General features: G+C 30.6%; 23 protein-coding genes and 1 tRNA gene. 8 read left to right on the top strand and 16 right to left on the bottom strand.

The genetic code is table 11. The features are described from left to right. Nucleotides 1–18: 18 nt before the first annotated feature. From ACQ65T_RS05855 to xrtF, 10 genes are all read right to left on the bottom strand, one after another. Nucleotides 19–1,887, bottom strand: coding sequence for a proton-conducting transporter membrane subunit (locus tag ACQ65T_RS05855; protein ID WP_430400157.1), 1,869 nt, complete (start codon nucleotides 1,885–1,887; stop codon nucleotides 19–21). Between the two features lie 6 nt (nucleotides 1,888–1,893). Beyond that, complete coding sequence (locus ACQ65T_RS05850) at nucleotides 1,894–4,383, bottom strand: YbcC family protein (protein ID WP_430400156.1); 2,490 nt, start codon at nucleotides 4,381–4,383, stop codon at nucleotides 1,894–1,896. Nucleotides 4,384–4,466: 83 nt separating this feature from the next. Beyond that, the gene (locus ACQ65T_RS05845; RefSeq protein WP_430400155.1) at nucleotides 4,467–4,856 is read right to left on the bottom strand and encodes a hypothetical protein; all 390 of its coding nucleotides are present in this window, start codon (nucleotides 4,854–4,856) and stop codon (nucleotides 4,467–4,469) included. A gap of 106 nt (nucleotides 4,857–4,962) precedes the next feature. Next, nucleotides 4,963–5,304 (bottom strand): heavy-metal-associated domain-containing protein, encoded by a 342-nt coding sequence (locus ACQ65T_RS05840; protein ID WP_430400154.1) that lies wholly within the window; start codon nucleotides 5,302–5,304, stop codon nucleotides 4,963–4,965. A 20-nt stretch (nucleotides 5,305–5,324) separates the two neighbouring features. Beyond that, complete coding sequence (locus ACQ65T_RS05835; protein ID WP_430400153.1) at nucleotides 5,325–7,568, bottom strand: TonB-dependent receptor; 2,244 nt, start codon at nucleotides 7,566–7,568, stop codon at nucleotides 5,325–5,327. A 53-nt stretch (nucleotides 7,569–7,621) separates the two neighbouring features. Beyond that, a complete protein-coding gene (locus tag ACQ65T_RS05830) occupies nucleotides 7,622–8,029 on the bottom strand; it encodes an HYC_CC_PP family protein (RefSeq protein ID WP_430400152.1) in 408 nt (135 codons plus the stop codon). Nucleotides 8,030–8,072: 43 nt separating this feature from the next. Further along, nucleotides 8,073–9,428 carry an MBL fold metallo-hydrolase RNA specificity domain-containing protein gene (locus ACQ65T_RS05825; RefSeq protein WP_430400151.1) on the bottom strand — a complete coding sequence of 452 codons (1,356 nt, stop codon included), beginning with the start codon at nucleotides 9,426–9,428 and terminating at the stop codon, nucleotides 8,073–8,075. Between the two features lie 2 nt (nucleotides 9,429–9,430). Next, nucleotides 9,431–10,258, bottom strand: a complete 828-nt coding sequence (locus tag ACQ65T_RS05820) for a restriction endonuclease (protein ID WP_430400150.1) — start codon at nucleotides 10,256–10,258, stop codon at nucleotides 9,431–9,433. 31 nt (nucleotides 10,259–10,289) lie between these two features. Next, nucleotides 10,290–10,715: an exosortase F system-associated membrane protein gene (locus ACQ65T_RS05815; RefSeq protein ID WP_430400149.1), complete on the bottom strand. Its 426-nt coding sequence runs from the start codon at nucleotides 10,713–10,715 to the stop codon at nucleotides 10,290–10,292. Next, on the bottom strand, nucleotides 10,708–11,277 hold the full coding sequence (xrtF, locus tag ACQ65T_RS05810) for an exosortase family protein XrtF (protein ID WP_430400148.1): 570 nt from the start codon (nucleotides 11,275–11,277) through the stop codon (nucleotides 10,708–10,710). The genes ACQ65T_RS05815 and xrtF overlap by 8 nt, the downstream gene beginning before the upstream one ends. 53 nt (nucleotides 11,278–11,330) lie before the next feature. Between xrtF and ACQ65T_RS05805 the strand changes: the two genes are divergently transcribed. The 8 genes from ACQ65T_RS05805 (at nucleotide 11,331) to rpe (ending at nucleotide 21,410) form a co-directional block, all read left to right on the top strand. Beyond that, nucleotides 11,331–11,783, top strand: a complete 453-nt coding sequence (locus ACQ65T_RS05805; RefSeq protein WP_430400147.1) for a GAF domain-containing protein — start codon at nucleotides 11,331–11,333, stop codon at nucleotides 11,781–11,783. Between the two features lie 111 nt (nucleotides 11,784–11,894). After that, entirely contained in the window at nucleotides 11,895–12,164 is a 270-nt protein-coding gene (rpsO, locus tag ACQ65T_RS05800) for a 30S ribosomal protein S15 (RefSeq protein ID WP_430400146.1), read from the top strand. A gap of 140 nt (nucleotides 12,165–12,304) precedes the next feature. Next, nucleotides 12,305–14,458 carry a polyribonucleotide nucleotidyltransferase gene (locus ACQ65T_RS05795; RefSeq protein WP_430400145.1) on the top strand — a complete coding sequence of 718 codons (2,154 nt, stop codon included), beginning with the start codon at nucleotides 12,305–12,307 and terminating at the stop codon, nucleotides 14,456–14,458. Nucleotides 14,459–14,595: 137 nt separating this feature from the next. After that, nucleotides 14,596–15,459: a sigma-70 family RNA polymerase sigma factor gene (locus ACQ65T_RS05790; protein WP_264560433.1), complete on the top strand. Its 864-nt coding sequence runs from the start codon at nucleotides 14,596–14,598 to the stop codon at nucleotides 15,457–15,459. A 231-nt stretch (nucleotides 15,460–15,690) separates the two neighbouring features. Continuing rightward, on the top strand, nucleotides 15,691–18,522 hold the full coding sequence (locus tag ACQ65T_RS05785; protein ID WP_430400144.1) for a TonB-dependent receptor: 2,832 nt from the start codon (nucleotides 15,691–15,693) through the stop codon (nucleotides 18,520–18,522). Nucleotides 18,523–18,602: 80 nt separating this feature from the next. Beyond that, nucleotides 18,603–19,550: a metallophosphoesterase gene (locus ACQ65T_RS05780; protein WP_430400143.1), complete on the top strand. Its 948-nt coding sequence runs from the start codon at nucleotides 18,603–18,605 to the stop codon at nucleotides 19,548–19,550. Beyond that, nucleotides 19,550–20,599 (top strand): phytase, encoded by a 1,050-nt coding sequence (locus tag ACQ65T_RS05775; protein WP_430400142.1) that lies wholly within the window; start codon nucleotides 19,550–19,552, stop codon nucleotides 20,597–20,599. Before ACQ65T_RS05780 ends, ACQ65T_RS05775 begins: the two co-directional genes overlap by 1 nt. A gap of 151 nt (nucleotides 20,600–20,750) precedes the next feature. Beyond that, the gene (rpe, locus tag ACQ65T_RS05770; protein ID WP_430400141.1) at nucleotides 20,751–21,410 is read left to right on the top strand and encodes a ribulose-phosphate 3-epimerase; all 660 of its coding nucleotides are present in this window, start codon (nucleotides 20,751–20,753) and stop codon (nucleotides 21,408–21,410) included. 27 nt (nucleotides 21,411–21,437) lie between these two features. Here rpe and ACQ65T_RS05765 read toward each other — a convergent pair whose 3' ends face one another. The 6 genes from ACQ65T_RS05765 to ftsA form a co-directional block, all read right to left on the bottom strand. Next, on the bottom strand, nucleotides 21,438–21,857 hold the full coding sequence (locus ACQ65T_RS05765; RefSeq protein WP_430400140.1) for a CBS domain-containing protein: 420 nt from the start codon (nucleotides 21,855–21,857) through the stop codon (nucleotides 21,438–21,440). A gap of 95 nt (nucleotides 21,858–21,952) precedes the next feature. Beyond that, nucleotides 21,953–22,753, bottom strand: a complete 801-nt coding sequence (locus tag ACQ65T_RS05760) for a zinc-dependent peptidase (protein ID WP_430400139.1) — start codon at nucleotides 22,751–22,753, stop codon at nucleotides 21,953–21,955. Nucleotides 22,754–22,888: 135 nt separating this feature from the next. Further along, nucleotides 22,889–22,962 (bottom strand) — tRNA-Arg (locus tag ACQ65T_RS05755). An 81-nt stretch (nucleotides 22,963–23,043) separates the two neighbouring features. After that, nucleotides 23,044–23,493: a GatB/YqeY domain-containing protein gene (locus ACQ65T_RS05750; protein ID WP_430400138.1), complete on the bottom strand. Its 450-nt coding sequence runs from the start codon at nucleotides 23,491–23,493 to the stop codon at nucleotides 23,044–23,046. A 111-nt stretch (nucleotides 23,494–23,604) separates the two neighbouring features. Further along, nucleotides 23,605–25,560: a cell division protein FtsZ gene (ftsZ, locus tag ACQ65T_RS05745; RefSeq protein ID WP_430400137.1), complete on the bottom strand. Its 1,956-nt coding sequence runs from the start codon at nucleotides 25,558–25,560 to the stop codon at nucleotides 23,605–23,607. A gap of 11 nt (nucleotides 25,561–25,571) precedes the next feature. After that, the gene (gene ftsA / locus ACQ65T_RS05740) at nucleotides 25,572–26,942 is read right to left on the bottom strand and encodes a cell division protein FtsA (protein ID WP_430400136.1); all 1,371 of its coding nucleotides are present in this window, start codon (nucleotides 26,940–26,942) and stop codon (nucleotides 25,572–25,574) included.

Genomic DNA, 26,942 nt, shown 5'->3' with positions numbered 1-26,942 from the left:
TTAGTAAATATGTATTTTTTAAGAAGATTTATAGGGTAATTCATGGTATGTTTTAATATGTGGACCAAGAAATAAACGAGTATATATTCGTATACCAGCAATTCCGGAAACTATAAAACTTAATGCTATTAAAGAAGCTAAAAGGATTTGATCACTTTCTACATGACTAAATATTAAATCTTCACCAATAAATGTAGTTGTGATTGGAAATCCAGTAACTCCTAAAGCAGCTAATAAAAAGAAGAAAGCAAATTTAGGATGTTCATAAACATGACCTAAATACTGGTTTAAGTTCACATTCGACTCCATTTTTCTTAATTTAATTAAAGCTAGATATCCTACGACTCCGGCGATAATTATTCCTGATAGATAAACTATCAATTCTGAATAATCTACTTTTTCATTAAATATTATAGCTAATGAAATCCAAAAATGATTTAAAACAATTAACATCCATGCAATAAAAGGACTATTTCTCTCAGAAAAAGCTTTAAAGACAAATAACAAACCAAAAAATGCAAATAATACAGGTAATATATTTAATACTAATGATGGAACTAATTCTTTAAATTCATAAAGTAAAATTCCAAAAAAGAAAGCAGGTATGAAAATAAGAATCAAGCGTTTCAAATTTAAAAAATCTAAAGATTTTCCTAATGTTTTTAATGGCTTCCAAAGTATTAAGTTCATAAATTGTTCTAATTTAAACTCTTTCAAACTCAATATATATAAGGCATATTCTAAGCGCTTTGGAAATGTATTTTGAATTCCTCTTTCCTTTGATTTAAAATTGTAGAATTGTTCTCGAATCATATAACTCACCACAGACGGAGAAACCAATAGTTGATAAGTTCTTAAAAAAGCATTTCCTGCAAAATGAAACAATGCTAAAGTTTCTAGACCAAGAGCAACTTCTATAAAAATTAATCCAATCTGAGAAATAGAACTGTATGCTATTTGGCTTTTTACAGAAGATTGTACTTTAGCCATATATGCTGCCATAACACTCGTTGTTAACCCCATTAATCCAATTGCAATTCGCATTGAAATTTGATGCTCCCAAAAAGGAAAAGTTCTCAACATTAAGAAAACACCTAAATGCACTGAAAGAGACCCGTAAAATATTGCACTTGAAGGTGTAGGTCCTTCCATAGCTCTAGGCAGCCATGAAGAAAATGGGATCTGGGCTGACTTTGCAGCTGCAGCTAACGCAAGTGACAACGCTATAAAAGTACCTATTAATGTATGATTTTGTAAATGCTCATTAACTAATTCAAAATTATTCATTTTCATGAATGTAATATTTTCATGAAATAAATGATGACTCGCCCACATAGCTAATATCATTCCAATATCTCCAATTCTATAAATCGAAAATACTTTAAATGCATTTTTAACAGGCAAATAACGTTCTCTATAAAATGCAATTAATAAGAATGATGAAATTCCAATAATCTCCCACCCTATAAAAAGCGTTTCAAAATTTCCTGATAAAATGGCTAAATTATAACCAAAAAAGAAAAACAAAACTGTATTAAAAAAACGTTTATATCCTTTCTCTCTATGCAAATAATAACGACTGTAAGTTGTAATCATCGAAGTCAATAAAGCTCCAATAAATAAATAAACCGCAGAAATATTATCAAAATAAAAATCAATGAAAAATTCATAATGATCTGTTTTTAGAAGCGTTATTTCATTTAAATTCAAATCCTTACCTCCACCTATTATCCAGAATACAATAAACACTATTAGAACAATTAATTGAACGAAAACTGTTCCAAATGCTACCCTAGAAATCAAAGACTCTTTTCTTTCTGGCAACAATAAACTAACAATAAAGCCAAACAATGGTAAAGCTATAAATAGTTGTAATATCTCATTCATAATTACTTAATTTAAAACTCCTATTGGAAGGTTATCAATATTTACTTCTGCTAATTTCAATTCATCTACTACTGAAATTATTTCTTGTTGAATTGGATTATAAATTTCAAATTCGCCATTTTGAAAGTGATACAATTCTAATGTCTCAGGATGAACTACAACAAGCTTCACCCATTCATTTATGAACCATTCATAAGTTGCTGGGGTTTTTGTAATGGCATATTTTACTTTTTCTGGAAAATGCTCAACAATAACCAATAATCGAAGAGGATCATGCACCTCAATCATTTGACTAGGCAGTCCTGGTCGTAAATCGCCATCAATTCCATTGGCAACCCCAATTAGCCCCATTACATTATGAGGTAATTTACTCCCAGCTCCTAACTTTTGATTATCGACTCTTGAAAAATAATATTCTAAATTAATTCCTCCACCAACAGGTGCAACTGCATTTAAAATTCCAGATAAATAATCTCCTGATGGGTCAACGGTATAATCATAAGAATTCATAAAAGATCGCCTGTCTAAAAACATATGTTTAGATAAACTTCTTCGACCTACAATACACATAGCATTTGTTGCGTGGTTTAATTCTGGACGAGGTTCAAACAATGAAACTGAACGCCTTTTAATATTTTCATGTACCTTTTTAAGTGATTTAGTAGTATCAACTGTATCAAATCTTCGAGAGCGCTCTTTTGCATTATGCAACAAAGCTTCTTCAAAAATTAAAATATTTTGTTGGTGTAAATCTTTATTAATCACATTTAGTTTCTCTTCATCATAAAAAGCAATTTCATCACGTGTCGTATCATGCAAACCTGGTAAAAACTGTGTTTCATTTGGAATCACAATTCCTCTCTGAGCCAAAACTTTTCTTACCTCAGGGTGATTAATTGCAAAACATGCTACTTTAGCATTTACAGAACTTGGCCTTCCACAACAAGCACCACAATCATAACCAGCATAATGTGTATTGTTTACACTTGTAGCTCCATGGCCCACTAAATAAACAATTGGCGCAAAGTCTTTAACTAATCCATTACTTTTTAACAGCCCTTCTACTCTATTGGCCATTTCTTCTATTGTGAAACCAACTTGTAAATTATCTACTTTATCTGAAACATTTTTATTTTCAATGTGTAATTTTGACTTTTTATTTAAATGCTTAAAAGAAGCACTTGTTGCAGGTGTCATTGTAGGTTTAAAAATATTTACAAATAACTTTAGAGCTGCTGAAAACCCTAATGTTTGAGAAATAATCCAACCAAAAAACAAGGAATGTGAATGTTTATTATAATGTAAATCTTTAGCATGTTTTTTCTTTCTAGGCTCTTCTTTTACTAAAAAAGTTGGCGTCATTGGAGCTGGACAAAGTTTTGTAAAAAACTTACCGTCAACTGGTTGATAAAAAAATTCAAAATTAAAAAAAGCAGCAGTTCCAAAAGTCATCGCATTGCTATCTAAATGTTCAATGTGCCTTCTAAAAGAACATTCTCTATCATCCATGCAAAAGAATGCTTGAAAACTCGGTATATTCTTCTCATTTGTTGGCTTATAATGCTTTACAGATGCCAAAACCTGATCATATAAAGACCATTCAAAAGCTTCTTGCCATAAAGACAATACTTCAAAATGTTCATCAGTATCAACTGCCCTAAATAAGTCTTTTGGACTTTCAGAAATTCTACTCGCTAAAGGCGCCCAATTTTCTCCAAATTTAGTATCTAGAGCATCTATTTCAAGAAGTAATTCGAAAATAATAAGCTCTTGTAAAGAGATAGATTTTTTATCTAAAAGTGAAGTTGGGTTCGTTTCAAGAGTTGCAACCATACCACTCCAACCAGGATGAGAAAATTGTTGATCAAAAATATACGTTTCGTAGAATCGTTCATCTCCAACAACAATTTTAAGCAAATCTGATATTGATGCTTTCTGTTCAAGCAACTTTTTTGCCCTTTTTGAAGTAAAAAAACCAGAAAAGCTTGTGTGTTCTAATTCACGTATTGAAGATAAAAAACCTTTATCATGAATAGGAAAAGACCACATTGCAATTCCTTGATCTAAATAACTACACAACACTCTAAACAAAGTGTTATGAGTTGATTTATCGAGATTAATTGAATATTGAGACTTCCATTTAGAGCGAAAACTACCAATTCTTGGATTTATAGATTCATCAAAAGACTGATTTAATAATTTATCTAACCATAAATCAAGATTTTGCTTTCCTTTATTTTTTACAATAACATGGTTTAAAATAGCTTGGCTTATGTCGTTTTTATAAAATCGTTTTCTAAAAACTTCAATTGATAAATACGTTTTATAACCAAAAACCTCTGAAGCTTGATGCAAAGCCTTAAAAAAATGTTTGTCTTGAAAAGCGTGTAAAGTATTGTGATGCACAAAATCTTTCAATGGATTTTGTGCAGGCAAATAGTGTTTTAAGTGTTGAAGAACATGTTGTTCATCAAAACTCTTTATAGAATTATTCATTTTATGAATGAAATAAGATTAATACATAAGTGATATGTTTATATTTAAAAACATAAACAAATTGGTCGAAGATCGACTATGTATTATCCTAAATGGTGTCTCCAATTACAAAACAAATCATAAAGTGGTACTTTTTGATTGTTTTTAAATTGATGAATAAATGAAAAGTAATTTTCTTTTTTTGAAGCTAATTCTAAAAAATCAGAATAAATAGTAGGAAGAGCTCCCCACTTAAGTTCAAATTCTAGTTCTGATTCTATTTCTGAAAAAACAATTTCAACCTCATCTAGACTTGTTACGTTACAAATATTTAAGTCATTATGATGTTGAACTTGCTTATTAAAAACAACTTCATTGAAAAATGAGTTTTGATCTACATTAATTTTTGCAAAACCAGAACTAACCAACAATAGTATTGCTAGTAAAGGAAAAGCGAAAATTGATTTTTTATATATGTAGTTTGGGTAACTCAAAACTTCAACTAAAATTTAAACAAATGTATATTTATTTTTAATACAATTCATGTTTTTAAATAAATTTTAATAAAAAAGCCTTCAAAATAAATTGAAGGCTTTTAATCTATATACGTTCATATTTACAACAACCGTGTAAATTATTATAAACTTCGTCTTCTGCTTTTATTTTACCAGCATCATGACCCACTTTTGCAATTGCTTTTTGAACATCTTCAACAGAACACTTTGTTTCATCTATAATTAAATGAATGTCTTTATGGTCTTCATTCCAGTTTGCGCTTTTTACTCCTTTAACTGAAAAAGCAGCACTTTCAATTCTTTTTTTACACATTCCGCAATTTCCTGCTACAGCAAATTCTACTTTCTTATTTTTACTCTTTTTCTCTTGAGCAAAACCATTAATTGACAAAAAAGAAATTAAAACTAGCATTACAATATTTTTCATTTTATTTATTTTTAAAGTTATTATTTTATTTTAAATCGCAATCCTGCATAATACATTTGTCCAAAAACTGGGCCATAAATCATACTGCTATCAAAATATCCGTTAAATGGATTTTCTGCACTAACAATTGCCTTATCTTGTCTGTAGTTCCCAAGATTTTCTCCACCAAAATAAACTTCGAAAACACTTGAAAACGTTCTGGTAATTTGGGCATTAAAAACAGCAAATGAAGGTGAATATTCATCTAATCTATATTGAGGTAAATTGCTCGCAGTATTTGGTAACCTTTGTTCTCCTAACCAATTATAAGTTACATCAAATTTCCACTGTTGACCTTTTTCTCTAATATGCGTTTCAAAAGCTACATTAGTAAAAAAACGATGCTTCGCTTGCAATGCTCTTTGTAATTGACCAGTAGCAAATTGTGTTTGAACATCGTAATATTTATAAGCCGATTTAATATTTAAATGTTTAACTGGCTCTATACTAAATTCTGCTTGGAAGGAATTCGCAAAACTTTTCCCATCTAAATTAGAAAAAACAACTTGTTGTGGGCTAAAGTCTAAATCTACAACTGCTTGGTTTTGAAAATCAGTTACATAGTAATCTAAGGCAATTTCAGAATCTTTTCCAAAAATTTTAAATGTTTGACTAAAGCTTAGTCCGTAATTCCAAGCAATTTCAGGATTTAATCCGTATAATTTTCCATCAGTATTCAAGATTGAAAAGCTACGAGATGAAGCAAATAAATTTTGATTCTCGGCAAAAATATTAGCTGCTCTTTTTCCTCTTCCTACTGAAGCTCTAATAACAGCATTTTCCCATGGATTGTATCTAATGTGCAAACGTGGCGTTAAAAAAGCACCTAATCTATTATGATTATCAACCCTAGCGCCTGCTACCAAACTAAAATCATCTAAATTGTCATATGTATATTCAAAAAAAGCTCCAACTGAATTATCAATTCTTGAAAAATCCTTAGAAAAATTTAAAGCTACAAACTCATCATAAGCATCATACGTGAAATTAATTCCAGTTGTAAACTTATTTTTTGTGTTACTAATTATAGAGTTGAACAATAAGTTTGAATAATAACTTTTTTGATGAATCTTGTATTGATTAAATCCAAAATACGAATCTTGTTTATGCGATTGAAATGAGTTTTGAAACCCAATACTTTGGTATGGCATATCTGGAAAAACATATCCTGTTTTATTAGAAATCTCAATTCTTTCGGTATTAATTTCACTTCCCCATGCATTTGTAGTAAATTTATCTACATCTGGGTTAAAATTTACTTGACCTGATTGTTTATCGTCTTTCATATAACGCACATTTAAGAAACTTACCATTCCTTTTTCTGCATCGTTATATTGCCATCGATTTAATATATTAACTTGTTTCCCTACTGGTCCATCTAAAAAACCATCATCATTCATGTCATTTTTGGAATTACGAGTATTTCCGTGAATAAATAATGTAGAACTTAGCTTATCTGAGTATTTCTGATTAAAATGAGTATTCAGCTCGTAACGTCCTTCAATTGAACCATATGCATTTAAGAAAAACGGAATGTCATTTACTGGCTTTAATATTTCATAATTAATTTGACCCGAAATACTTTCATAACCGTTAATAACACTTCCAGCTCCTTTTGTAACTTGAATGCTTTCTACCCAAGTTCCTGGCACAAAAGATAACCCATACGCTTGTGATGCACCACGAACAGATGGAATATTTTCTTCTGTCATCAAAATATAAGGACTTGTTAGTCCTAACATTTTTATTTGTCTATTTCCAGTAACAGCGTCAGAGAAACTAACATCAATTGATGGATTAGTTGAAAAGCTCTCAGACAAATTACAACAAGCTGCTTTCAATAGTTCCTTTTGTCCCATCGTTTGTAAGTTGATTGACGATGTGTAAGAATTGTTTGTACTTTTAATGGTTTTGGAAACAGTAACTTCATTTAAAGTTGTTAATGCAACTAATTTTATTTCAAATGATGCAGAAGTAGTAACTTCAATTTTTTGAGTTTTAAAACCTATATAACTTATTAATAAGCTATTTGTATCTGGCGATTTTTTTAATATAAACTTTCCATTTTCGTCAGATGTTGTTCCAATGGAAGTTCCTTGCCAAAAAACATTGGCTCCCATAAGCGGAATGTTATCTTCATCTAAAATAGTGCCTTTAATTTCAGTGTTTTGAGCAAACAATGTTGACGAAATAAAGAGTAGCAATAATGCTATTTTTTTATACATGAGTATTTAATTTAATGTTTTTAATTTCGATTGAACGGAGTTAAAACATTAAATTAATCGTATAATACTAATTGACAATATAGTGTATAAAACGGCGGTGCATTTGAATCACAATAAAAAGAAACAGTCTCTTTATTAGAAGTAAATTCATTCTTTTTAATTGGCAATAATGCTCTACTTTGTAGAAAATAAACAGCATTAAAATCAATTTTAGAATAATGAGACAAGAAATTATCATTCTTTTCTTGTGCTTTGATTATTTTGTTTGAACAACAAGAATCATGTGTTTTTTCAACCTTACAACAAGATTTTATATCTTCAATACAAATCTCTTCAACTTGAGTTGTAAATGAAACACCCGCAATTTTATCTTTACAGTAATGCACATTAATAGCCAATCCTAAATTTGAGAATAGGATTAATATAGCTAAAAATAAAGTGGTGCTTTTTCTAAATTGCATAATGCAAAGTTATAAAACTTTTATTGATTAATATATAAACAAACTAAATTTCAATCACTTGACCTAAATAAGGAACAACACATTCGTAATTGTATTCTTCTTGAATTTTAAAACGAAGTTCATCTGAAGCCATATTTTCTCCATGAACTAAAAATATTTTTTTAGGCTTTTCTGTCAAATCATTTAACCAATCTAAAAGATCTTTTTGATCTCCATGAGCTGACAAACCTTCAATTAAAAAAACTGAAGCTTTAACCTCATAATATTTTCCATACATTTTTAATTCTTTTGCTCCTTCTAATAATTTTCTACCTCGTGTTCCTTCTGCTTGATAACCCACTAATAAAACTGAGTTTTCAGGTATAGATATGTATCTTTCTAAATAAGATAAAACTCTTCCCCCTGTAATCATTCCACTTGCTGCAATAACAACTTTAGGTTGTTTGTCATAAATAGCCTCTATTGTATCTTTATAATCAGAAATCAAAGTAAACATACTACACATTTCTTCACATTCAGCATTTGTTAATTTATGCCATTTGCTATTTTGTTGAAAAACTTGCAAAACACTTATTCCCATAGGCGTATCTATTATATACGGAATATTCGGAATTCTATCTTGCTTTTTTAGCTGCCAAAGTAAGTACATGACAGTTTGTACCCGTTCTACAGCAAAACTAGGAATTACAACATTTCCGTTCTTTTGAAATGTATTATTAATTAGTAATTCTAAATCAAATAAAGGGTCATTTTTTGGGTGCAAACGATTTCCATAAGTACTTTCTATAAAAATATAATCTGCTTTCTTCGGTTTTACAGGAGGGAATAGCAGAACATCATCGTTTTGGCCAACATCTCCTGAAAAAACTAATATTTCATTATTAACATGTAATGAAATTGAACAAGCTCCTATAATGTGTGAGGCATAAAAAAATGAAAAATAAATATCATCTGTTATTATTATATCTAAATCAAGATCTACAACTCTAAACAACGGAATTACTTTATTAACATCTTCAACCGTGTAAAGTGGAATTGCAAGTTCATGCTTTGAGTATTTTTCTTTGTTTGCTCTTTGAGCTTCTTCTTCTTGAATTTTAGCACTATCATACAAAATAACTCTAGCAATTTCCTTCGTCGGTGAAGTACAAAATATTTTTCCTCTAAAACCATCGTTCACTAATTTTGGTAACCAACCGCAATGGTCTAAATGGCCATGGGTTAAAATGACATAATCAATATTTTCTGGATTGTAAGCCAAAGGCTCTCTATTTAATTCTCTTAACATTTTAACACCTTGAAACAAACCACAATCTATTAAAATAGTTACTTGACTCGTCTCTACTAAAAACTTAGAACCTGTTACAGTACCTGCTGCACCTAAAAAATGAATTTTCATAATTACGTATTTAATAGTTGATTACATTCATTTTGCACATTTTTTAACCTAGTCTGGCTCAGTTTCAATATTGCAAATCCGTTCTTATGATGAATTAAATTATACACTGTTAAAATACCTTCTAGTAACAAAAGTTCCTTTTCGGCAATGGTTAATGAAGTCAAACAAGTAATGGGATACACTTTAAATTGCTTTACTAAATCTTTTAGACCCCTTCCTTGTGGATAATCCCAACTCAAAAGAGTCATTCCAGAACATACACCAAATTTTATTGCTTCGGAAGTAAATTTATTATTTGTAACTATCCAACATTCAGAAATAACATCATTCGAAGAAAAAAGTTGAATTCTATTTATTCTTACATCATTAAATCTGGATAAAATATACATTGGTGTTTTAACATCCGTTTTAACTTCTTGACTACCATGAAACTTACATTCAACCATTCCAATATGAGCATCCTTCTTTATCAACACATCAATTTCATGCAATGTACATTTACCCTCTAAAAAAAGATTTGTAAGAACTTGATAACCTTGTAATTCAAATAAACGTGAAATGAATTTCTCAAAATAAAACCCTGCAGGCCCAAGAGCCATTAAACCTTTCTTAAGTCCATACCTGGCAGCATGAGCTTTTGAAATGTTTTTAAGTTTTTGAAAAGCTAATTTATATATTTTTTTGGACGGAATTCCATCATAAAACTGAGTCTGAATAGCTTTAATAATTTCATTTGCAGTCTGAATATCAGCTCCCGAAGAAACTAACGATTTGATTAATTTTTCTTCTTTAAAAACAACAATTTCTCCAGAATGTTTTCTAATTCTCATAAGCTATATGATATAGCTCTAAGTTAGTGATTTATTTTGTCTTCTGATAATAAAACGCCGGAATAAATAAAACTAAAAATATTGGTTGAATCAAAAATCTTCTTATGTAAAAAAGAATCATGAAATCAGGCTTTTCAGAGTTTAAATAAAAGTAAAACAAGATAATTAAAACAAATCCAATTAAGGTATACAAGTAAACCGACAATTTTAAAAGCAATCTATCTTTAAAAAGTAAGTAAATTATAAAAATTGACAAAATAGAATTTAAAGAAAACCTAAAAAACAGATTTAAATACAATTGAACTGAATCAAAAACTGGCATCTGTTTATGAAAATAATCAGATTTATAAAAGATAATAAATGGATCATAAAAAATTTTAGATTCAAAAGTCCTAATACATGCTAATAAAACCAAAGCAATCAATAGAAAAAGTATATTCCACTTGTTTTTAATCATTATTTTTATTTTTTCCAGAGAATTTAAGAACCCATCCTACCCATAATAAAAACACAACACCATAAATAAATAATGGGAATATTGTGCCATGAAGCAATTCTTCATACTGAGGGTAGTAATATAATGAATAGGTCAGAAGTGCAATTCTTATAATATTTAAAATATATATTAAAACACTTCCAAAAATTATATATAAAAAGGTTCTTTTTACACTACTCGAAAATGCAAATACAAATGCTGCAAATAAAATAATTACACTTATTGCATTACAACCTTCTATAATACGAGAGACATATTTACCTTTATAAAATATTTTTATAGAAGGCTCAAACTCATGAGCAAAAAGCTCACTATCCTGATTAAAAAATAACAAAAGACTTTTTGTATTATGAGCAACAAGAGTAGAAATAGAATCTACTTCATTTAATAAAGGATTGTATTGATTTAAATATTGCTTATAAATAAAAGTAAAAACTGTATAAAACAGTAAGAATTTAATAAGAAATTTAAAAAAGAGTTTATGTTCTAACAATAAAGATTTCAATTCTTTTATTTTTAACAAAAATATGTATTTTTTTAAACTATAGATTAAATACTTTTGTAAAAAAAATAAAAATGAATTCAACTGCAATACTAAAATCTGTAAAAGACATCGTTAATAGCGATTCTACAAGAGACAAAAAATTATTAAATATTTGTAAATTATTAAACGAATCTATAGAATATTATAATTGGGTTGGGTTTTATTTTGCCAATCATGAAAGTAAAACATTACATCTTGGCCCCTATGTAGGGGCAGAAACAGATCATACTGTAATTCCATTTGGAAAAGGAATTTGTGGACAAGTTGCGGTTTCGAATGAAAATTTTGTGGTTCCAGATGTATCAGCTCAAGATAATTACATAGCTTGTAGTTTTACCGTAAAATCTGAAATTGTGGTTCCGTTATTTGTTAATGGAGTTAACATTGGCCAAATAGACATCGACTCTCATGTTATTGACCCATTTACAGAAGCAGATGAATTGTTATTACAGTCTATAAACCAAGAAGTTGCTAAATTATTTTAAGCAAAAAAAATAATTCGTAATTTATAATTTATAATTTATAATTATTCCTATATTTGCATCCGAATTGTAAAACACAATTCATACATAATAATCATTTAAAATAATATTAGCATGTACTTAACTAAAGAAGTAAAAGCTGAAATCTTCGCTAAGCACGGAGGAAACGCAACAAACACTGGTTCTGCCGAAGGACAAATTGCATTGTTTACACACAGAATCACACACTTAACAGAGCACTTAAAAAGAAATCGTCATGATTATAATACTGAGCGTTCGTTAGTACTTTTAGTAGGAAAAAGAAGAAGTCTTCTTGACTACTTAAAGAAAAAAGATATCTTAAGATATCGTGAGATTATCAAAGAATTAAACATCAGAAAATAATCATACTAAAGAGGTGCTTGCGCGCCTCTTTTTGTTTTTGAATATATTTATAGAAAAAGTTTGGTTTTTCATTGGGTACAAACAACAACTACTACAACACACAACTACACAACCCTTTGTTTAATTAAGAATTAAAATTTATGATTCCACAATTATTTGTAGAAAACATCGATTTGGGTGATGGAAGAAGCATCACAATCGAAACAGGACGTTTAGCAAAACAAGCTGACGGTTCTGTAGTAGTAAGAACGGGTAACACCGTAATTTTAGGAACAGTTGTATCATCTAGAAAAGCTAGTCCAGGTATCGATTTCTTACCTTTAACGGTAGATTATCGTGAAAAATTTGCCGCAGCAGGTCGTTTTCCTGGAGGTTTCTTTAAAAGAGAAGCTCGTCCAAGCGATAGCGAAGTATTAACAATGAGATTAGTTGACCGTGTTTTACGCCCTCTTTTCCCAAGTGATTACCATGCAGAAGTTCAAGTTATGATTCAATTAATGTCTCATGACGACAATGTTATGCCAGACGCACTAGCAGGGTTAGCTGCTTCAGCAGCACTTGCCTTATCTGACATTCCTTTCGAAACATTAATTTCTGAAGTTAGAGTAGGAAGAATTGACGGAAAGTTTATCGTTAACCCATCACAAGCGCAATTAGAACTGTCTGATATTGACATGATGATAGGCGCTTCTACTGATTCTATCGCAATGGTAGAAGGTGAAATGAAAGAAATTTCAGAAGCAGAAATGTTAGAAGCTATTAAATTTGCTCACGAACATATTAAAGTTCAAATTGCAGCACAAGAAAGATTAGCTCAAGCTTTTGGTAAAAAAGAAGTTCGTACTTATGAAACGGAAAAAACTGACGAAGCTATTCACGCAAAAGTAAAAGCAGCTGCTTACGATAAAATTTACGCAATTGCATCTAAAGGTTCTGCTAAGCATGAGCGTTCAGCAGCATTTGATGAAGTTAAAGAAGAAGTTAAAGCTTTATTTACCGAAGAAGAATTAGCAGAAAATGGAGATTTAGTTTCTAAATATTTCTACAAAACTAATAAAGAAGCTGTTCGTAACGTAACTTTAGATTTAGGAACTCGTTTAGACGGAAGAAAAACTACAGAAATTAGACCAATTTGGTGTGAAGTAGATTATTTACCTTCTGTACATGGTTCTGCATTATTTACACGTGGAGAAACTCAAGCTTTGGCAACTGCAACTTTAGGAACTTCTAGAGAAGCAAACCAAATTGATTCACCATCGCAACAAGGAGAAGAAAAATTCTATTTACATTATAACTTCCCTCCTTTCTCAACTGGAGAAGCTCGTCCTTTAAGAGGAACTTCAAGAAGAGAAGTTGGACACGGAAACTTAGCGCAACGTGCATTAAAAAACATGATTCCTGCTGATTGTCCTTATACAATTCGTGTTGTTTCAGAAGTATTAGAATCTAACGGTTCATCTTCAATGGCAACAGTTTGTGCTGGAACATTATCATTAATGGATGCTGGAGTTCAAATGATTCGCCCTGTTTCTGGAATTGCAATGGGATTAATTACAGATGGAGATCGTTTTGCTGTTTTATCTGATATTTTAGGTGATGAAGATCATTTAGGAGATATGGATTTCAAAGTAACTGGAACTTCTGAAGGAATTACAGCATGTCAAATGGACATCAAAATTGACGGATTAAAATACGAAATCATGGAGCAAGCTTTGGCTCAAGCTCGTGATGGACGTTTACATATCTTAGGAAAATTAACAGAAACATTAGCTCAACCAAGAACTGACGTTAAAGATCATTCTCCAAAAATTATCACAAGAAGAATTCCAAATGCTTTCATTGGAGCATTAATTGGGCCTGGTGGAAAAGTAATTCAAGAATTACAAAAAGCTACAGGAACTACAATTGTTATCAATGAAGACCCAACAACTGAAGAAGGAATTGTTGAAATTTTAGGAACAGACCCTGCAGGAATTGCAACGGTTATGGCTAAAATTGACTCAATCATATTTAAACCAACAGTTGGTGAAGCTTATGAGGTAAAAGTAATTAAAATGTTAGATTTTGGCGCAGTTGTAGAATATACTGAAGCTCCAGGAAATGAGGTTTTATTACATGTATCTGAATTAGCATGGGAAAGAACTGAAAATGTTGCTGATGTTGTAAAAATGGGCGATGTATTTATGGTAAAATACTTTGGTGTTGATCCAAAAACAAGAAAAGAAAAGGTTTCTAAAAAAGCGCTTTTACCTAGACCTCCTAGAGAAGAGAAAGCTGTTGAGAAAAAAGATTAATTCTTTTTTATTAATTCATACAAAAGCCCTAATTCATTTAGTTGAATTGGGGCTTTTAATTTTTATTTTATTTTTTTGTAACTTTTTTGGAATAACTAACGTATAACAACCTGAATACTTAAAATTACTGCAAATTAATGAGACAGCTTAAAATCACCAAGCAGGTAACTAATCGTGAAACTGCTTCCCTAGACAAATACCTACAAGAAATTGGAAAAGTTGATTTAATTACCGCTGACGAAGAAGTAGAATTAGCGCAACGTATAAAAGCTGGTGATCAAAGAGCACTAGAAAAGTTAACAAAAGCTAACTTGCGTTTCGTTGTATCGGTAGCAAAACAATACCAAAACCAAGGACTTACTCTTCCTGATTTAATTAACGAAGGAAACTTAGGTTTAATTAAAGCTGCTCAGCGTTTCGATGAAACGCGTGGATTTAAATTTATTTCTTACGCAGTTTGGTGGATTCGTCAATCTATACTTCAAGCTTTGGCGGAACAATCTCGTATTGTTCGTCTTCCATTAAATAAAATTGGTTCTATAAACAAAATCAACAAAATGTTTGCTTTACTTGAGCAATCTAATGAACGTGCTCCTTCTGCCGAAGAAATTGCAAAAGAATTAGACATGACTGTTAATGATGTTAAGGAATCTATGAAAAACTCTGGTCGTCATTTATCAATGGACGCACCTTTAGTTGAAGGAGAAGATTCAAACTTATATGACGTATTACGTTCTGGCGAATCTCCAAATCCTGACAGAGAGTTAATTCATGAATCATTACAAACAGAAATAGAAAGAGCTTTAGAAACATTAACTCCTCGTGAGGCAGATGTAGTTCGTTTATATTTTGGTTTAAGTGACCAACACCCAATGACTTTAGAAGAAATTGGAGAAACTTTCGATTTAACTCGTGAGCGTGTTCGTCAGATTAAAGAGAAAGCAATTAGACGCTTAAAACATACTTCTAGAAGTAAAATTTTAAAAACGTATTTAGGATAACACTTCGACTGCGCTCAGTGTGACACTATAAAGATAACAACAGTCTAAGACTGTTCGTTTTTTGATTGATGATTGAAACTCCGGCTGATTACCGGAGTTTTTTTTATTAACACATTATTAACACATACCAATATTCAATAACAAAAAAGTAAACCTATAGTAAATAAACGATAACAAGTAAGCAGAATTAATCATCTAATATTGCGGTTTAAATACTAAACCAAAAAAAAAATGAAAAAAATTGTATTATTTATAATACTTGCATTTGCATCAAACCAGATTGTCAATGCACAAAAAAACGGAATCATATCCGGTAAAATTACTGAGGCTGAAACTAACTTTTCACTACCTGGAGCAACAATAAAATTAGAAGGTATTAATAAATATACGTACTCTAATCAAAATGGTGAATTTGAATTTTTAAATATTCCTGAGGGGAATTACCAAGTTGAGATTACTTATATTGGTTATGAAAAACAAACCCAAGAAGTAAAAGTGGAAGCAGGCAAAAACACAAACATAAAATTTGTGTTAATTACGGCTTCAAATGAACTTGAAAATGTAGTTGTTATTGGAGACCGTCTAAGAGGGCAAGCAAAAGCTTTAAATAAACAAAAAAGCAATCAAAATATTACAAATGTTATTTCATCTGACCAAACTGGTCGTTTCCCAGACGCAAATATTGGAGATGCACTTAAAAGAGTTCAAGGAATCACCATGCAGAATGATCAAGGTGAAGCTAGAAATATAATCATAAGAGGTCTAGCTCCTAACTTAAACTCTGTTACCTTGAATGGAGATAGAATTCCATCTGCTGAAGGAGACAATAGAAATGTTCAAATGGATTTAATTCCAGCAGATATGATTTCAACAATTGAAGTAAATAAAACTTTAACTTCAGATATGGATGCAGATGCAATTGGTGGATCTGTAAATTTAATAACAAGAGCAACTCCAAATGGCGAAAGAATTTCTGCTACACTTGCGGGTGGTTATGGACCAATTCGTGAAAAAGGAAATTATACTGCAGGTTTTGTATATGGAAATAGATATTTGGAAAACAAATTAGGAGTTGTATTTAGTGCTTCATACTTTAATAATATTTTTGGATCTGACAATGTAGAAGCTGTATGGGTTAAAGATGATTTTGATAACGTGTATATCGAAGAATATGATGTTAGAAAATATGATGTACAAAGAGTTAGAAATTCATTTGCATTTGCAACAGATTACAAGTTTAACAATAACAATAGCATTTATTTTAATGCAATGTACAACATAAGAGATGACAGAGAAAATCGTTATCGTGCAAGATACAGAGGCATAGATCCAATTTATGATGTAAATGATAACATTATTGGGTTTGAGGGAGACGTAAGAAGACAAACAAAAGGAGGTATAGATAACAAAAAAAATAAAAACGCGCGTTTAGAAAGACAAAAAGTTCAAAACTATTCTATTGGAGGTGAACATTTATTAAGTCCTAAATTAGATATGGATTGGTCTGTAAACTATGCAGAAGCTAGTGAAGATAGACCAAATGAACGTTATATCGAGTTTCAAAATAAGGGTCTAGATTTTGATATGAATTTAAACAATACAAGATTCCCATTAATAACTGGAATTGGAGATAATTTAGCCGAAGATTTTGAATTTAGAACATTATCTGAAAACAAAAACTATACTGAAGAAAGTGAATTAGGTGCTAAAATTAATTTTAGAGTTCCTTTTTCAATTATTGAAAATCAAAAAGGTAGAATTCGCTTTGGAGCAAGATTAAGAATAAAAGATAAATTTAGAAACAATAATTTTTTCGAATATGAACCAATTGTAGATTTTGGAAATCTTAATACGATTCAAACCACCTCATATAGTGGAGAAAATTGGCAAGCTGGTTCACAATACATCCCTGGAACTTTTGTAAGTAATTCGTTTTTAGGAAATTTAGACCTTAATAACTCAGCAATATTCAACAAAGAAGATATTCCTTCTGAATATTTAGGATTAAATTACAAAGCAAAAGAAAATATTTATGCAGGATATATAAGATATGATCAGGATTTCAATGATAAACTTTCTATGATTGCCGGTTTGAGATTAGAAAACACTTTCATTGATTATACAGCAAATTATATTGAAAACGAAGAAGATTTGGTAGGAGAAATTAACAATACTAACTCTTATACAAATGTTTTACCTAGTTTAGCTTTTAAATATAATAATGAAAAAGATTGGGTATATAGAGCTGCATTTACAACATCTATTGCAAGACCAAATTACTATGCCTTATCTCCATTTTTAAGTGTTATACCTGATGATGATTCTGCAATTGACGCAGGTAATCCAAACTTAAAAGCTACTTACGCATACAATTTTGATTTAATGTTAGAAAAATATTACAAATCTGTTGGTTTATTATCAGGAGGTGTATTTTATAAAAAAATGAATGATTTTATTTATACTTATCGCGATAATCAATATACAAATGCAAAATTTACACAAGACTTCCCTAACTTAGTGAATCCAATACCTACAATCAATCCAGGAAATTGGTCTTTAACACAACAAAGAAATGGAGAAAAAGTTAGTGTATATGGATTTGAAGTTGCAGTACAAAGACAATTAGATTTTATTCCTGGAAAATTCTTTAAAGGATTAGGAATCTACTTAAACTATACTTACACAGATTCTAAAGCAGAAGGTATTACAAATGCAGATGGAGATGAAAGAAAAGATGTAACTTTACCAGGAACAGCGCCTCACATGTTTAATAGTTCTCTTTCGTGGGAAAACAAAAAATTCTCTGCTCGTATCTCATTAAATTATACTGCAGACTATTTAGATGAACTTGGTGGCGATTCTTTCGATGATAGATTTTATGACAAACAAACCTTTGTTGATGCTAATGCTTCCTATAAATTTACAAAACAATTAAGAATTTTTGCTGAAGCTAATAATCTTACAAATCAGCCTTTACGCTACTATCAAGGGGTTTCTGCTAGAACAATGCAAATGGAATATTATCAAGCAAGATTTAATCTAGGATTAAAATTTGACTTTTAATTTAACGTTAATTTTTAATAAATTCGGCAAACTTTTAAGCTTGCCGAATTTATATTTATATAGAAAAATAATTTACGATTATGAAACATTATATATACCTTTTTGTACTATTACTTAGTATACAAATTACAAATGCACAAAAAGAAGGACAGAAAACATTAAAGAATAGTGAAAACTTTATTGTAATAGGAGATTTTGGAAGATTTGGAGAATACAATCAAAAAGAAGTTGCAAATCAAATGGCTAAAACAGCTGTTGAAATAGATTTAGACTTTGTAGTTTCAGTTGGAGATAATTTCTATCCATATGGTGTTCAGAGCACTCAAGATCCTCATTTTGAAAAATCATTTGAGAATGTATATCATCATTTTGATTTGCAATGTGATTGGTATTTAGGATTAGGAAATCATGATTATTCAGGAAATATACAAGCTCAAATTGACTATTCTAATGTTAGTAGAAGATGGCACTTGCCAAGTCAATATTTTGAACAAATAATTGAATTAAAAGGAGGAAAAAAACTACAGTTAATTTTTATTGATACAAATCCTTTTATAAAGAGTTACTACGAAAATAATGACGAAAAAGGACAAAACGTAAAAAAACAAGACACTATTGCTCAAAAAAAGTGGCTGATCGAAACTTTAAACAAAAAAGACGCTTCTATTAATTGGAAAATAGTTGTAGGACATCATCCGATGTATTCTGGAGGAAAAAGACTAAAAAGCCAAGATACTAAAGATATAGAAAACTTATTGACACCTATATTTAACGAATATAAAGTAGATGCCTATTTGTGTGGTCACGAACATGATTTACAAATTATTAAATCAAAAAATTGCTATACCACTCAATTTCTATCTGGAGCAGGAAGCGAAGTAAGACCAACAGGAAATAGAGAAGGTACAATCTATGCTATTTCACTTCCAGGATTTATGACTTTTTCTGTAAATACAGAAAAAATGTTAGTTCATCTAATTAATGAATCAGGAACTGTATTATATACACATGAAATTAATAAAAAATAATGAATAAATTAAAATTAGCACTGTTTTCATTTGTCATTCTAATTGGATGCAAAGACCAATTAGCTCCCATAGCTAAAAACGCCCTACAACCTAAAATTATTACTGAGAACACACCTCATGATACTGATGATCCAGCCATTTGGATTCACCCAACTAATCCTTCAAGCAGCTTAATAATTGGAACTGATAAAGACTCTGATGGTGGTCTTTATTTATATGATTTAAATGGTAAAATTATAAAGAAATCAATTCCATTAAAAAGACCAAATAATGTAGATGTCGCTTATAAATTAAAAGTAGGTAACACAACTCTTGATATTGCTGTAACTACGGAAAGAGAAACAAATAAAATCAGGATATTTTCTTTACCAAACTTAGAACCAATTGACAATGGTGGAATTGAAGTATTTGTTGGAGAAACAGAAAGAAACCCTATGGGAATTGCCCTTTATACTAGACCTTCTGATGGCGAAATATTTGCAATAGTAGGAAGAAAAAATGGCCCATCTGGAAGTTATTTATGGCAATACCAATTGGAATCTAAAAACGGAGTGGTACAAGCAAAAATCATTAGGAAGTTTGGAAATTATAGTGGTAAAAAAGAAATAGAAGCAATAGCTGTTGATAATGAATTAGGATTCGTTTATTATTCAGACGAACAAACAGGAATTCGTAAGTATTTTGCTGACCCTTCAAAGAATGACAATAATGAAATAGCAATTTTTGGACAAAATGATTTCAAATCCGACAACGAGGGAATAGCTATTTATAAAAAAACTGAATCTACTGGATATATTTTAGTTTCCAACCAACAAGCCAATACGTTTGTTGTATATACTAGAGAAGAAAATTCAAACCAAAAAAACAAACATATAAAAATTGCAGAAATACCAGTATCTACAATTGAATGCGATGGAGCCGATGCTACATCTATAAATCTTAATAAAGATTTTTCAAAAGGATTGTTAGTTGCTATGAGCAATGGAATGACCTTTCATTATTATGATTGGAACTTAATCCAAAAAGAAATAGACAAGCAGAAAGACTAATTTAGATGAATATTTAGAATAAAACCTCCAATAATATTGGAGGTTTTGGTTTTTACACTAGCAGCCCAACTTTTATCCCGAAGTTTCGAGAGTTAAATTTTTAAACTTTTAAACTAAAAACTATCTTTGCGCCAACAACACACTTAACACAATGAAAAATACTTTAATTGCTCCTTCGGTTTTAGCAGCAGATTTTGCCAATTTACAACGCGACATTGAAATGATTAATGCAAGTGAAGCCGATTGGTTTCATATTGATATTATGGATGGCGTTTTTGTTCCAAATATTTCCTTTGGAATGCCTGTTTTAGATGCCATCAACAAACACGCAAAAAAAACAATTGATGTACATTTAATGATTGTTGATCCTGACAGATACATTGCTACTTTCAAAAAATTAGGGGCTGATATTTTGACCGTTCATTACGAAGCTTGTACCCATTTACACAGAACACTTCAAGCTATTAAAGCGGAAGGCATGAAAGCTGGAGTTGCTTTGAATCCTCACACTAACGTAGATTTACTAGAAGACATTATTCAAGATATTGATTTAGTTTGTATTATGAGTGTTAATCCAGGTTTTGGAGGACAATCTTTCATTGAAAATACGTTTTCTAAAGTAGAGAAGCTAAAAACGTTAATCAATAAAAAGAACGCTTCAACCTTAATTGAAATTGACGGTGGAGTTACTAATAAAAACGCCAAAAAGTTAGCTGATGCTGGCGCTGATGTTTTAGTTGCTGGCAGTTATGTGTTTAGTGCAGAAAACCCAGCAAAAACAATAGCTGATTTAAAAAAAATTACAAAATAAAAAAAGCTCCTTGTGGAGCTTTTTTTTTTAATATTGCTTTATCAAATATTTAATCAAATCAGTTGTAGTGACTATCCCAACCAACAAACTACCCTCAACTACAGGTAAGGCATGAAACTCTTTTGATGCAAGAATTTCTGCTGCTTCTTTAATAGTTATATCTGGGGAAATTGAAACTAAATTTTTAGCCATAACTTGTTCAATAGAAAACATATTATAAACAGTAGCATCTACTTCTTCCTCATCATCATCAATTGCATCTGCAAAAGAAATTCTAAGCAAATCTGTATAACTTAACATTCCTAAAATCTTATTCCCACTTACAACAGGAATATGTCTTATTTTATGTTTCTTAAATAAACCTTCAGCTTTAGTTAATGTGTCGGTGACATTTAATTTTACAACATCTTTTGTCATTATCGTTGAAACTGGAACTATTTGTTTCATAATATTTAATTTTAAATTAATACTTTAAAGATAACCATTAAAAAAACAAACTAACATAGCTTAAATCATTGATTATTAAGCATTATTTTTGTATTTTATACTACTTCAGTAAAGTTAATCATTACCTTAACTTTTTCGAATAATTGAGGGAATTCAGATTTGAATTGCGAAGGTGTTTCGAAAAAGTGCTCAAGAATTACTGCTATGAATTCAAATTCATTTGTATATGCATAAATTCTAAAATAATCAGACTCTATAAGTTTCTTATAGTTCGGTGGATGTTTTACTTGTTCAATTATTTCATTATAAGTAACTGCAAAAATAGTAGCAGAAGTATCATTTTTCTTTAACCCTTCAAAGTGCAACACATGTGAAAACTCATGTAATCCTAAATTTAAATTATCATTAGATATTTCATATCCTTCCATGAAATGCTTCCATGAAAAGACTATAGCTTTCATTCTTGGGTTAAATTCACCTTTATGAAAATTATCGTTCATTTTTGAATAATAAACATCTGGAAAAACAATAACTTTATTTATTACTGTAAATAGATACGAACGCATACCAAAGGTTAGCATAATTGCTGTAGCTGCAATAAGAACACGCATTTCATCAGTAATCTCCAAACCCTCTTTACCATAAAAAGGATACTTTTTTAAAAAAACAGCTACTCTATGTTCGAAATACACTTTCTCTTTAGGAGATAGTTTTTTATAAAAATCAAATTTAGAATGGAGTATATGAAGTTGATTAAGCTTAAGTTTATTTGGGAAGGGATAAAAATGAACGTACATAGGCTTACGAAAAACAAAAGCATATATTGGTTCTACAACAACATTGTAAGCAAAGAATCCAAAGAATAAAAGACCGATAATTAGTAAAATGTAAATCAATTTAAAAGGGCTTATTTATTTACGAAAATAAGGATTAAGATTTACTTAAAATGATTTAACAGAATCTTTTTTCAGTAAAAAAACTCATACTTTATTCAAAATAAAAAAGTATGAGTTTTTGTATTAAAACAATTGTGACCTCGGCAGGGTTCGAACCTGCAACCAACGGAGCCGAAATCCGTCATTCTATCCAGTTGAACTACGAAGCCGTTTTTTGACTGCTTAGAGAATTAGATTGTTAAACATCTAGAAAATCTATGTTTCTAATAATCTAAGCAAATCTAAATTATCTAAACTAAAAGTTTCTTAACAATACCAGAAATCGTTTTTCCTTCTGCTTGTCCGCCAATTTGTGCAGAAGCTAACCCCATAACCTTTCCCATTGAAGCAATACCTGAAGCTCCAGTTTCAGAAATAATTTTAGCAACTATTGCTTCTACTTCGTCTTCAGACAATTGAGCAGGTAAAAATTGTTCAATTACAGTAATTTGAGCCAATTCTGGTTCCGCTAAATCCATACGGTTTTGTTCTGTAAAAATAGTTGCGCTGTCTTTACGCATTTTTACTAATCGCTGTAACATTTTTATTTCTTGGTCTTCTGTTAATCCTTCAGATGCACCAGCTTCTGTTTTAGCTAAAATAATAGCTGATTTAATTGCTCTTAATGCCTCTAACGCAACTGAATCTTTAGCTTTCATAGCTTCTTTCATGTGCGTCATTATATTTGATTCTAAACTCATGTCTTGTATATATTTAGTGTTTTATTTGTAAAAATTATTTATGCAAAAGTAATAAAAAAACCCGAAGAATTCTTCGGGTTTTTTCAATATACAGGTTTGTTATATTGCGAATTAATCTACATTATCGTGTAAAAAAGAATTATTAGATCTTAATTGAACATCATCGTTACTATCTGTTCCTAATGACATTCTAGATTGATTATTACTTCCCGGTTGTTCAGATAAATCAATACCCATTCTTTTGTAAGCTGGCTCTTTTTCAATTTCATCAATTCGTGCAGCACTATTGTTGAACTTATAATTAAAGTCTTTCATTTTTCTTTTGCGCTCTTCTGCCCTAGCTTTTAAAGAATCCTCAATAGACATGTCTAAAGGAGAAATATTTTCGTCATAGCTAGCTTTCACTTCTTCATTTCTTGTTGCTAAATTTTTAAATGAAAAATTTAATTCTTCATCAACAGGCTCTTTAACTTCTTCAACTTTTGCAGTTGCTGTTAACTCATTTTCTTTTTCTAAATAATCTTCAAGAGAATACTTCACAATTCCATCTTGATTTACTTCAGTAACCGGAATAAAACTTACAGGCTCTTTTACTTCAATTTCTTTAATTTCATCAGTTAAACTAAAAACAACTTGATTTTCATCTTCTTCTTTTTCCTCAAATAAATTTAACGAAAAATTAAAATCACTCTCTTTAGCTTTAACAAATTCTGGCTCTACAACTTCAATTTCTCTAATTTGAGGAGTAATAATTTCAAACTCATTAATAACATTTGAAGAAACAACTTCGAATGTTACGTCAATGTTTTTTAAAAATTCAGTTGTTGAAATCAAATCCATTGCCGGAAGTGATGGTTCTTGAATTTCAAAAACTACTTCTTCTTTTTCTGTTTCTTCTAAAGTAAAAACAACTTTTTCATCACTAATTGGATTAATGATATCTTCTTTTACTTCTGCTTTTGTTTCAATTATTGGTTCATTTACTATAATATTTGAAATGGCTTTAGCAGACAAATCATGAACAATTTTTTGTTCATCTTCTAGTGAATGAATTATTTTTTTAGGTTCTGTATTCACAATGTCAGCTTGTTGCTCTACATCAAAACCAGTAGCTATAATTGTAACTGCAACACCTTCACCAAGGGTTTCGTCTTCACCAACTCCCATGATAATGTTTGCATTATGACCTGCTTCAGTTTGGATAAAATCATTAATTTCTCCAATTTCATCAAGAGTAATTTCAGAAGTCCCTGATACAATTAACAACAATACATTTTTAGCTCCTGAAATTTTATTATCGTTTAATAGCGGAGAATCTAATGCGTTTTTAATCGCTTCTTTAGCTCTATCATCACCTACAGCAATTGAAGAACCCATAATTGCTGTTCCACTGTTTGCTAAAACGGTTTTAGCATCACGCAAATCGATATTTTGTGTGTAATGATGTGTAATTACTTCAGCAATTCCTCTAGAGGCTGTTGCCAATACTTCATCTGCTTTAGAAAAACCTGCTTTAAAACCAAGGTTTCCATAAACTTCACGTAACTTATTATTATTGATAACAATTAAAGAATCTACTTGTTTTCGAAGTTTTTCAACTCCATTCATAGCTTGCTCATAACGTATTTTACCTTCAAACTGGAAAGGAATAGTAACGATTCCAACAGTTAAAATATCACGTTCTTTAGCTAATTGAGCTATCACAGGCGCAGCTCCTGTTCCAGTTCCACCACCCATTCCAGCAGTAATAAAAAGCATTTTAGTATTAGTATCAAGCATCTTTTCAATAGCTTCCATACTTTCAATAGCAGATTGTTGTCCTACCTCAGGATTTGCTCCAGCACCTAATCCTTCTGTTAGTGTTAAACCTAACTGAATTTTGTTTGGCACAGGGCTATTTTGCAATGCTTGTGCATCTGTGTTGCAAACCACAAAATCTACACCTTTAATCCCTTGTTGGAACATGTGATTAATAGCGTTACTTCCACCACCACCAACTCCAATCACTTTAATGACGTTAGATTGGTTTTTAGGCAAATCGAATGAGATGTTTGTAAATTCTGACATAATGTTACTTTTTATTCTGCGTTATCTAAAAATTCTTTAATCTTTTCTATATACTTATCAAAAAATGACTTTTTGATCTTTTCTTCTGTTGTTTCTGCATTTTTTGACTCATTAACTTCTGGTTCTGAATCAGCTTCTTTGAATGAATCTTCTATTTCAATATCAGTGTTTTGAACTGGAACTTCTTTTTTTAATTCAACAATTGGAGTAGCACTTCTTGTATTATTTCTAATACTGTTCATAACCAAACCTACGGCTGTTGCATACATAGGACTTGAAAGTTCCTCATCTGAACCACCAGCAAGATGTTCATTTGGAAAACCTATTCTTGTATCCATCCCTGTTATATATTCAACCAACTGTTTAATATGTTTTAGTTGAGCTCCACCTCCTGTTAAAACAATACCTGCAATTAACTTTCTTTTTGGGTCTTCATGACCGTATATTTTAATTTCTGCATAAACTTGTTCTATGATTTCAACAACTCTAGCATGAATTATTTTAGACAAGTTTTTAAGCGAAATCTCTTTTGGTTCTCTTCCTCTTAATCCCGGAATTGAAACAATCTCATTGTCTTTATTTTCACCTGGCCATGCAGATCCAAAGCGCATTTTTAACAATTCAGCTTGTTTTTCAATTATTGAACAACCTTCTTTAATGTCTTCAGTTATAACATTTCCTCCAAAAGGAATTACTGCTGTATGACGAATAATTCCGTCTTTAAAAATCGCTAAATCAGTTGTTCCTCCACCAATATCAATAATTGCAACTCCAGCTTCTTTTTCTTCTTGACTTAAAACCGCATCTGCTGATGCTAGAGGCTCTAACGTTAAACCAGAAAGCTCTAACCCTCCGCTTTTAACACATCTACCTAAATTTCTAATTGAAGCTGCCTGACCCACAACCACATGAAAACTAGCTTCTAATCTTCCGCCATACATCCCAATAGGTTCTTTTATCTCAGCTTGACCATCAATCTTAAATTCTTGTGGTAAAACATGAATAATTTCTTCACCAGGAAGCATTGCAAGTTTATGAACTTGATTTATCAACATATCTATATCAGCTTCTCCAATAACTTCTTCTGCATTTGGGCGGCTTATATAATCACTATGTTGGATACTTCGTATGTGTTGACCCGCAATACCAACAACCACATCGTTTATTTTATAATCAGAGTCATTCTCAGCCTCAATTATAGCTTGTTGAATAGACTGAATAGTTTGCGTGATATTATTCACAACACCTCTATGAACACCTAGACTTTTAGATTTTCCAACTCCTAGAATTTCTAATTTTCCGTATTCATTTTTCCTACCGATCATTGCAACAATTTTTGTTGTTCCAATGTCTAATCCTACTGCAATGGTTTCTTTATTCAT

It is taken from the genome of Flavobacterium sp. (assembly GCF_965284515.1).
Classification (GTDB): Bacteria; Bacteroidota; Bacteroidia; order Flavobacteriales; family Flavobacteriaceae; genus Flavobacterium.
The sequence above is the reverse complement of the archived record's forward strand: the minus strand, read 5'-3'. Positions and strand labels throughout refer to the sequence as shown.

Coding starts and splice junctions, on each gene's coding strand:
- ACQ65T_RS05815 (WP_430400149.1), bottom strand. CDS start 10,715: ATGATTAAAAACAAGTGGAATATACTTTTTCTATTGATTGCTTTGGTT.
- ACQ65T_RS05805 (WP_430400147.1), top strand. CDS start 11,331: ATGAATTCAACTGCAATACTAAAATCTGTAAAAGACATCGTTAATAGC.
- ftsA (WP_430400136.1), bottom strand. CDS start 26,942: ATGAATAAAGAAACCATTGCAGTAGGATTAGACATTGGAACAACAAAA.
- rpsO (WP_430400146.1), top strand. CDS start 11,895: ATGTACTTAACTAAAGAAGTAAAAGCTGAAATCTTCGCTAAGCACGGA.
- ACQ65T_RS05820 (WP_430400150.1), bottom strand. CDS start 10,258: ATGAGAATTAGAAAACATTCTGGAGAAATTGTTGTTTTTAAAGAAGAA.
- ACQ65T_RS05825 (WP_430400151.1), bottom strand. CDS start 9,428: ATGAAAATTCATTTTTTAGGTGCAGCAGGTACTGTAACAGGTTCTAAG.
- ACQ65T_RS05830 (WP_430400152.1), bottom strand. CDS start 8,029: ATGCAATTTAGAAAAAGCACCACTTTATTTTTAGCTATATTAATCCTA.
- ACQ65T_RS05775 (WP_430400142.1), top strand. CDS start 19,550: ATGAATAAATTAAAATTAGCACTGTTTTCATTTGTCATTCTAATTGGA.
- ACQ65T_RS05790 (WP_264560433.1), top strand. CDS start 14,596: ATGAGACAGCTTAAAATCACCAAGCAGGTAACTAATCGTGAAACTGCT.
- ACQ65T_RS05750 (WP_430400138.1), bottom strand. CDS start 23,493: ATGAGTTTAGAATCAAATATAATGACGCACATGAAAGAAGCTATGAAA.
- ACQ65T_RS05785 (WP_430400144.1), top strand. CDS start 15,691: ATGAAAAAAATTGTATTATTTATAATACTTGCATTTGCATCAAACCAG.
- ACQ65T_RS05855 (WP_430400157.1), bottom strand. CDS start 1,887: ATGAATGAGATATTACAACTATTTATAGCTTTACCATTGTTTGGCTTT.
- ACQ65T_RS05850 (WP_430400156.1), bottom strand. CDS start 4,383: ATGAATAATTCTATAAAGAGTTTTGATGAACAACATGTTCTTCAACAC.
- ACQ65T_RS05780 (WP_430400143.1), top strand. CDS start 18,603: ATGAAACATTATATATACCTTTTTGTACTATTACTTAGTATACAAATT.
- ACQ65T_RS05840 (WP_430400154.1), bottom strand. CDS start 5,304: ATGAAAAATATTGTAATGCTAGTTTTAATTTCTTTTTTGTCAATTAAT.
- ACQ65T_RS05765 (WP_430400140.1), bottom strand. CDS start 21,857: ATGAAACAAATAGTTCCAGTTTCAACGATAATGACAAAAGATGTTGTA.
- ACQ65T_RS05795 (WP_430400145.1), top strand. CDS start 12,305: ATGATTCCACAATTATTTGTAGAAAACATCGATTTGGGTGATGGAAGA.
- rpe (WP_430400141.1), top strand. CDS start 20,751: ATGAAAAATACTTTAATTGCTCCTTCGGTTTTAGCAGCAGATTTTGCC.
- ftsZ (WP_430400137.1), bottom strand. CDS start 25,560: ATGTCAGAATTTACAAACATCTCATTCGATTTGCCTAAAAACCAATCT.
- ACQ65T_RS05835 (WP_430400153.1), bottom strand. CDS start 7,568: ATGTATAAAAAAATAGCATTATTGCTACTCTTTATTTCGTCAACATTG.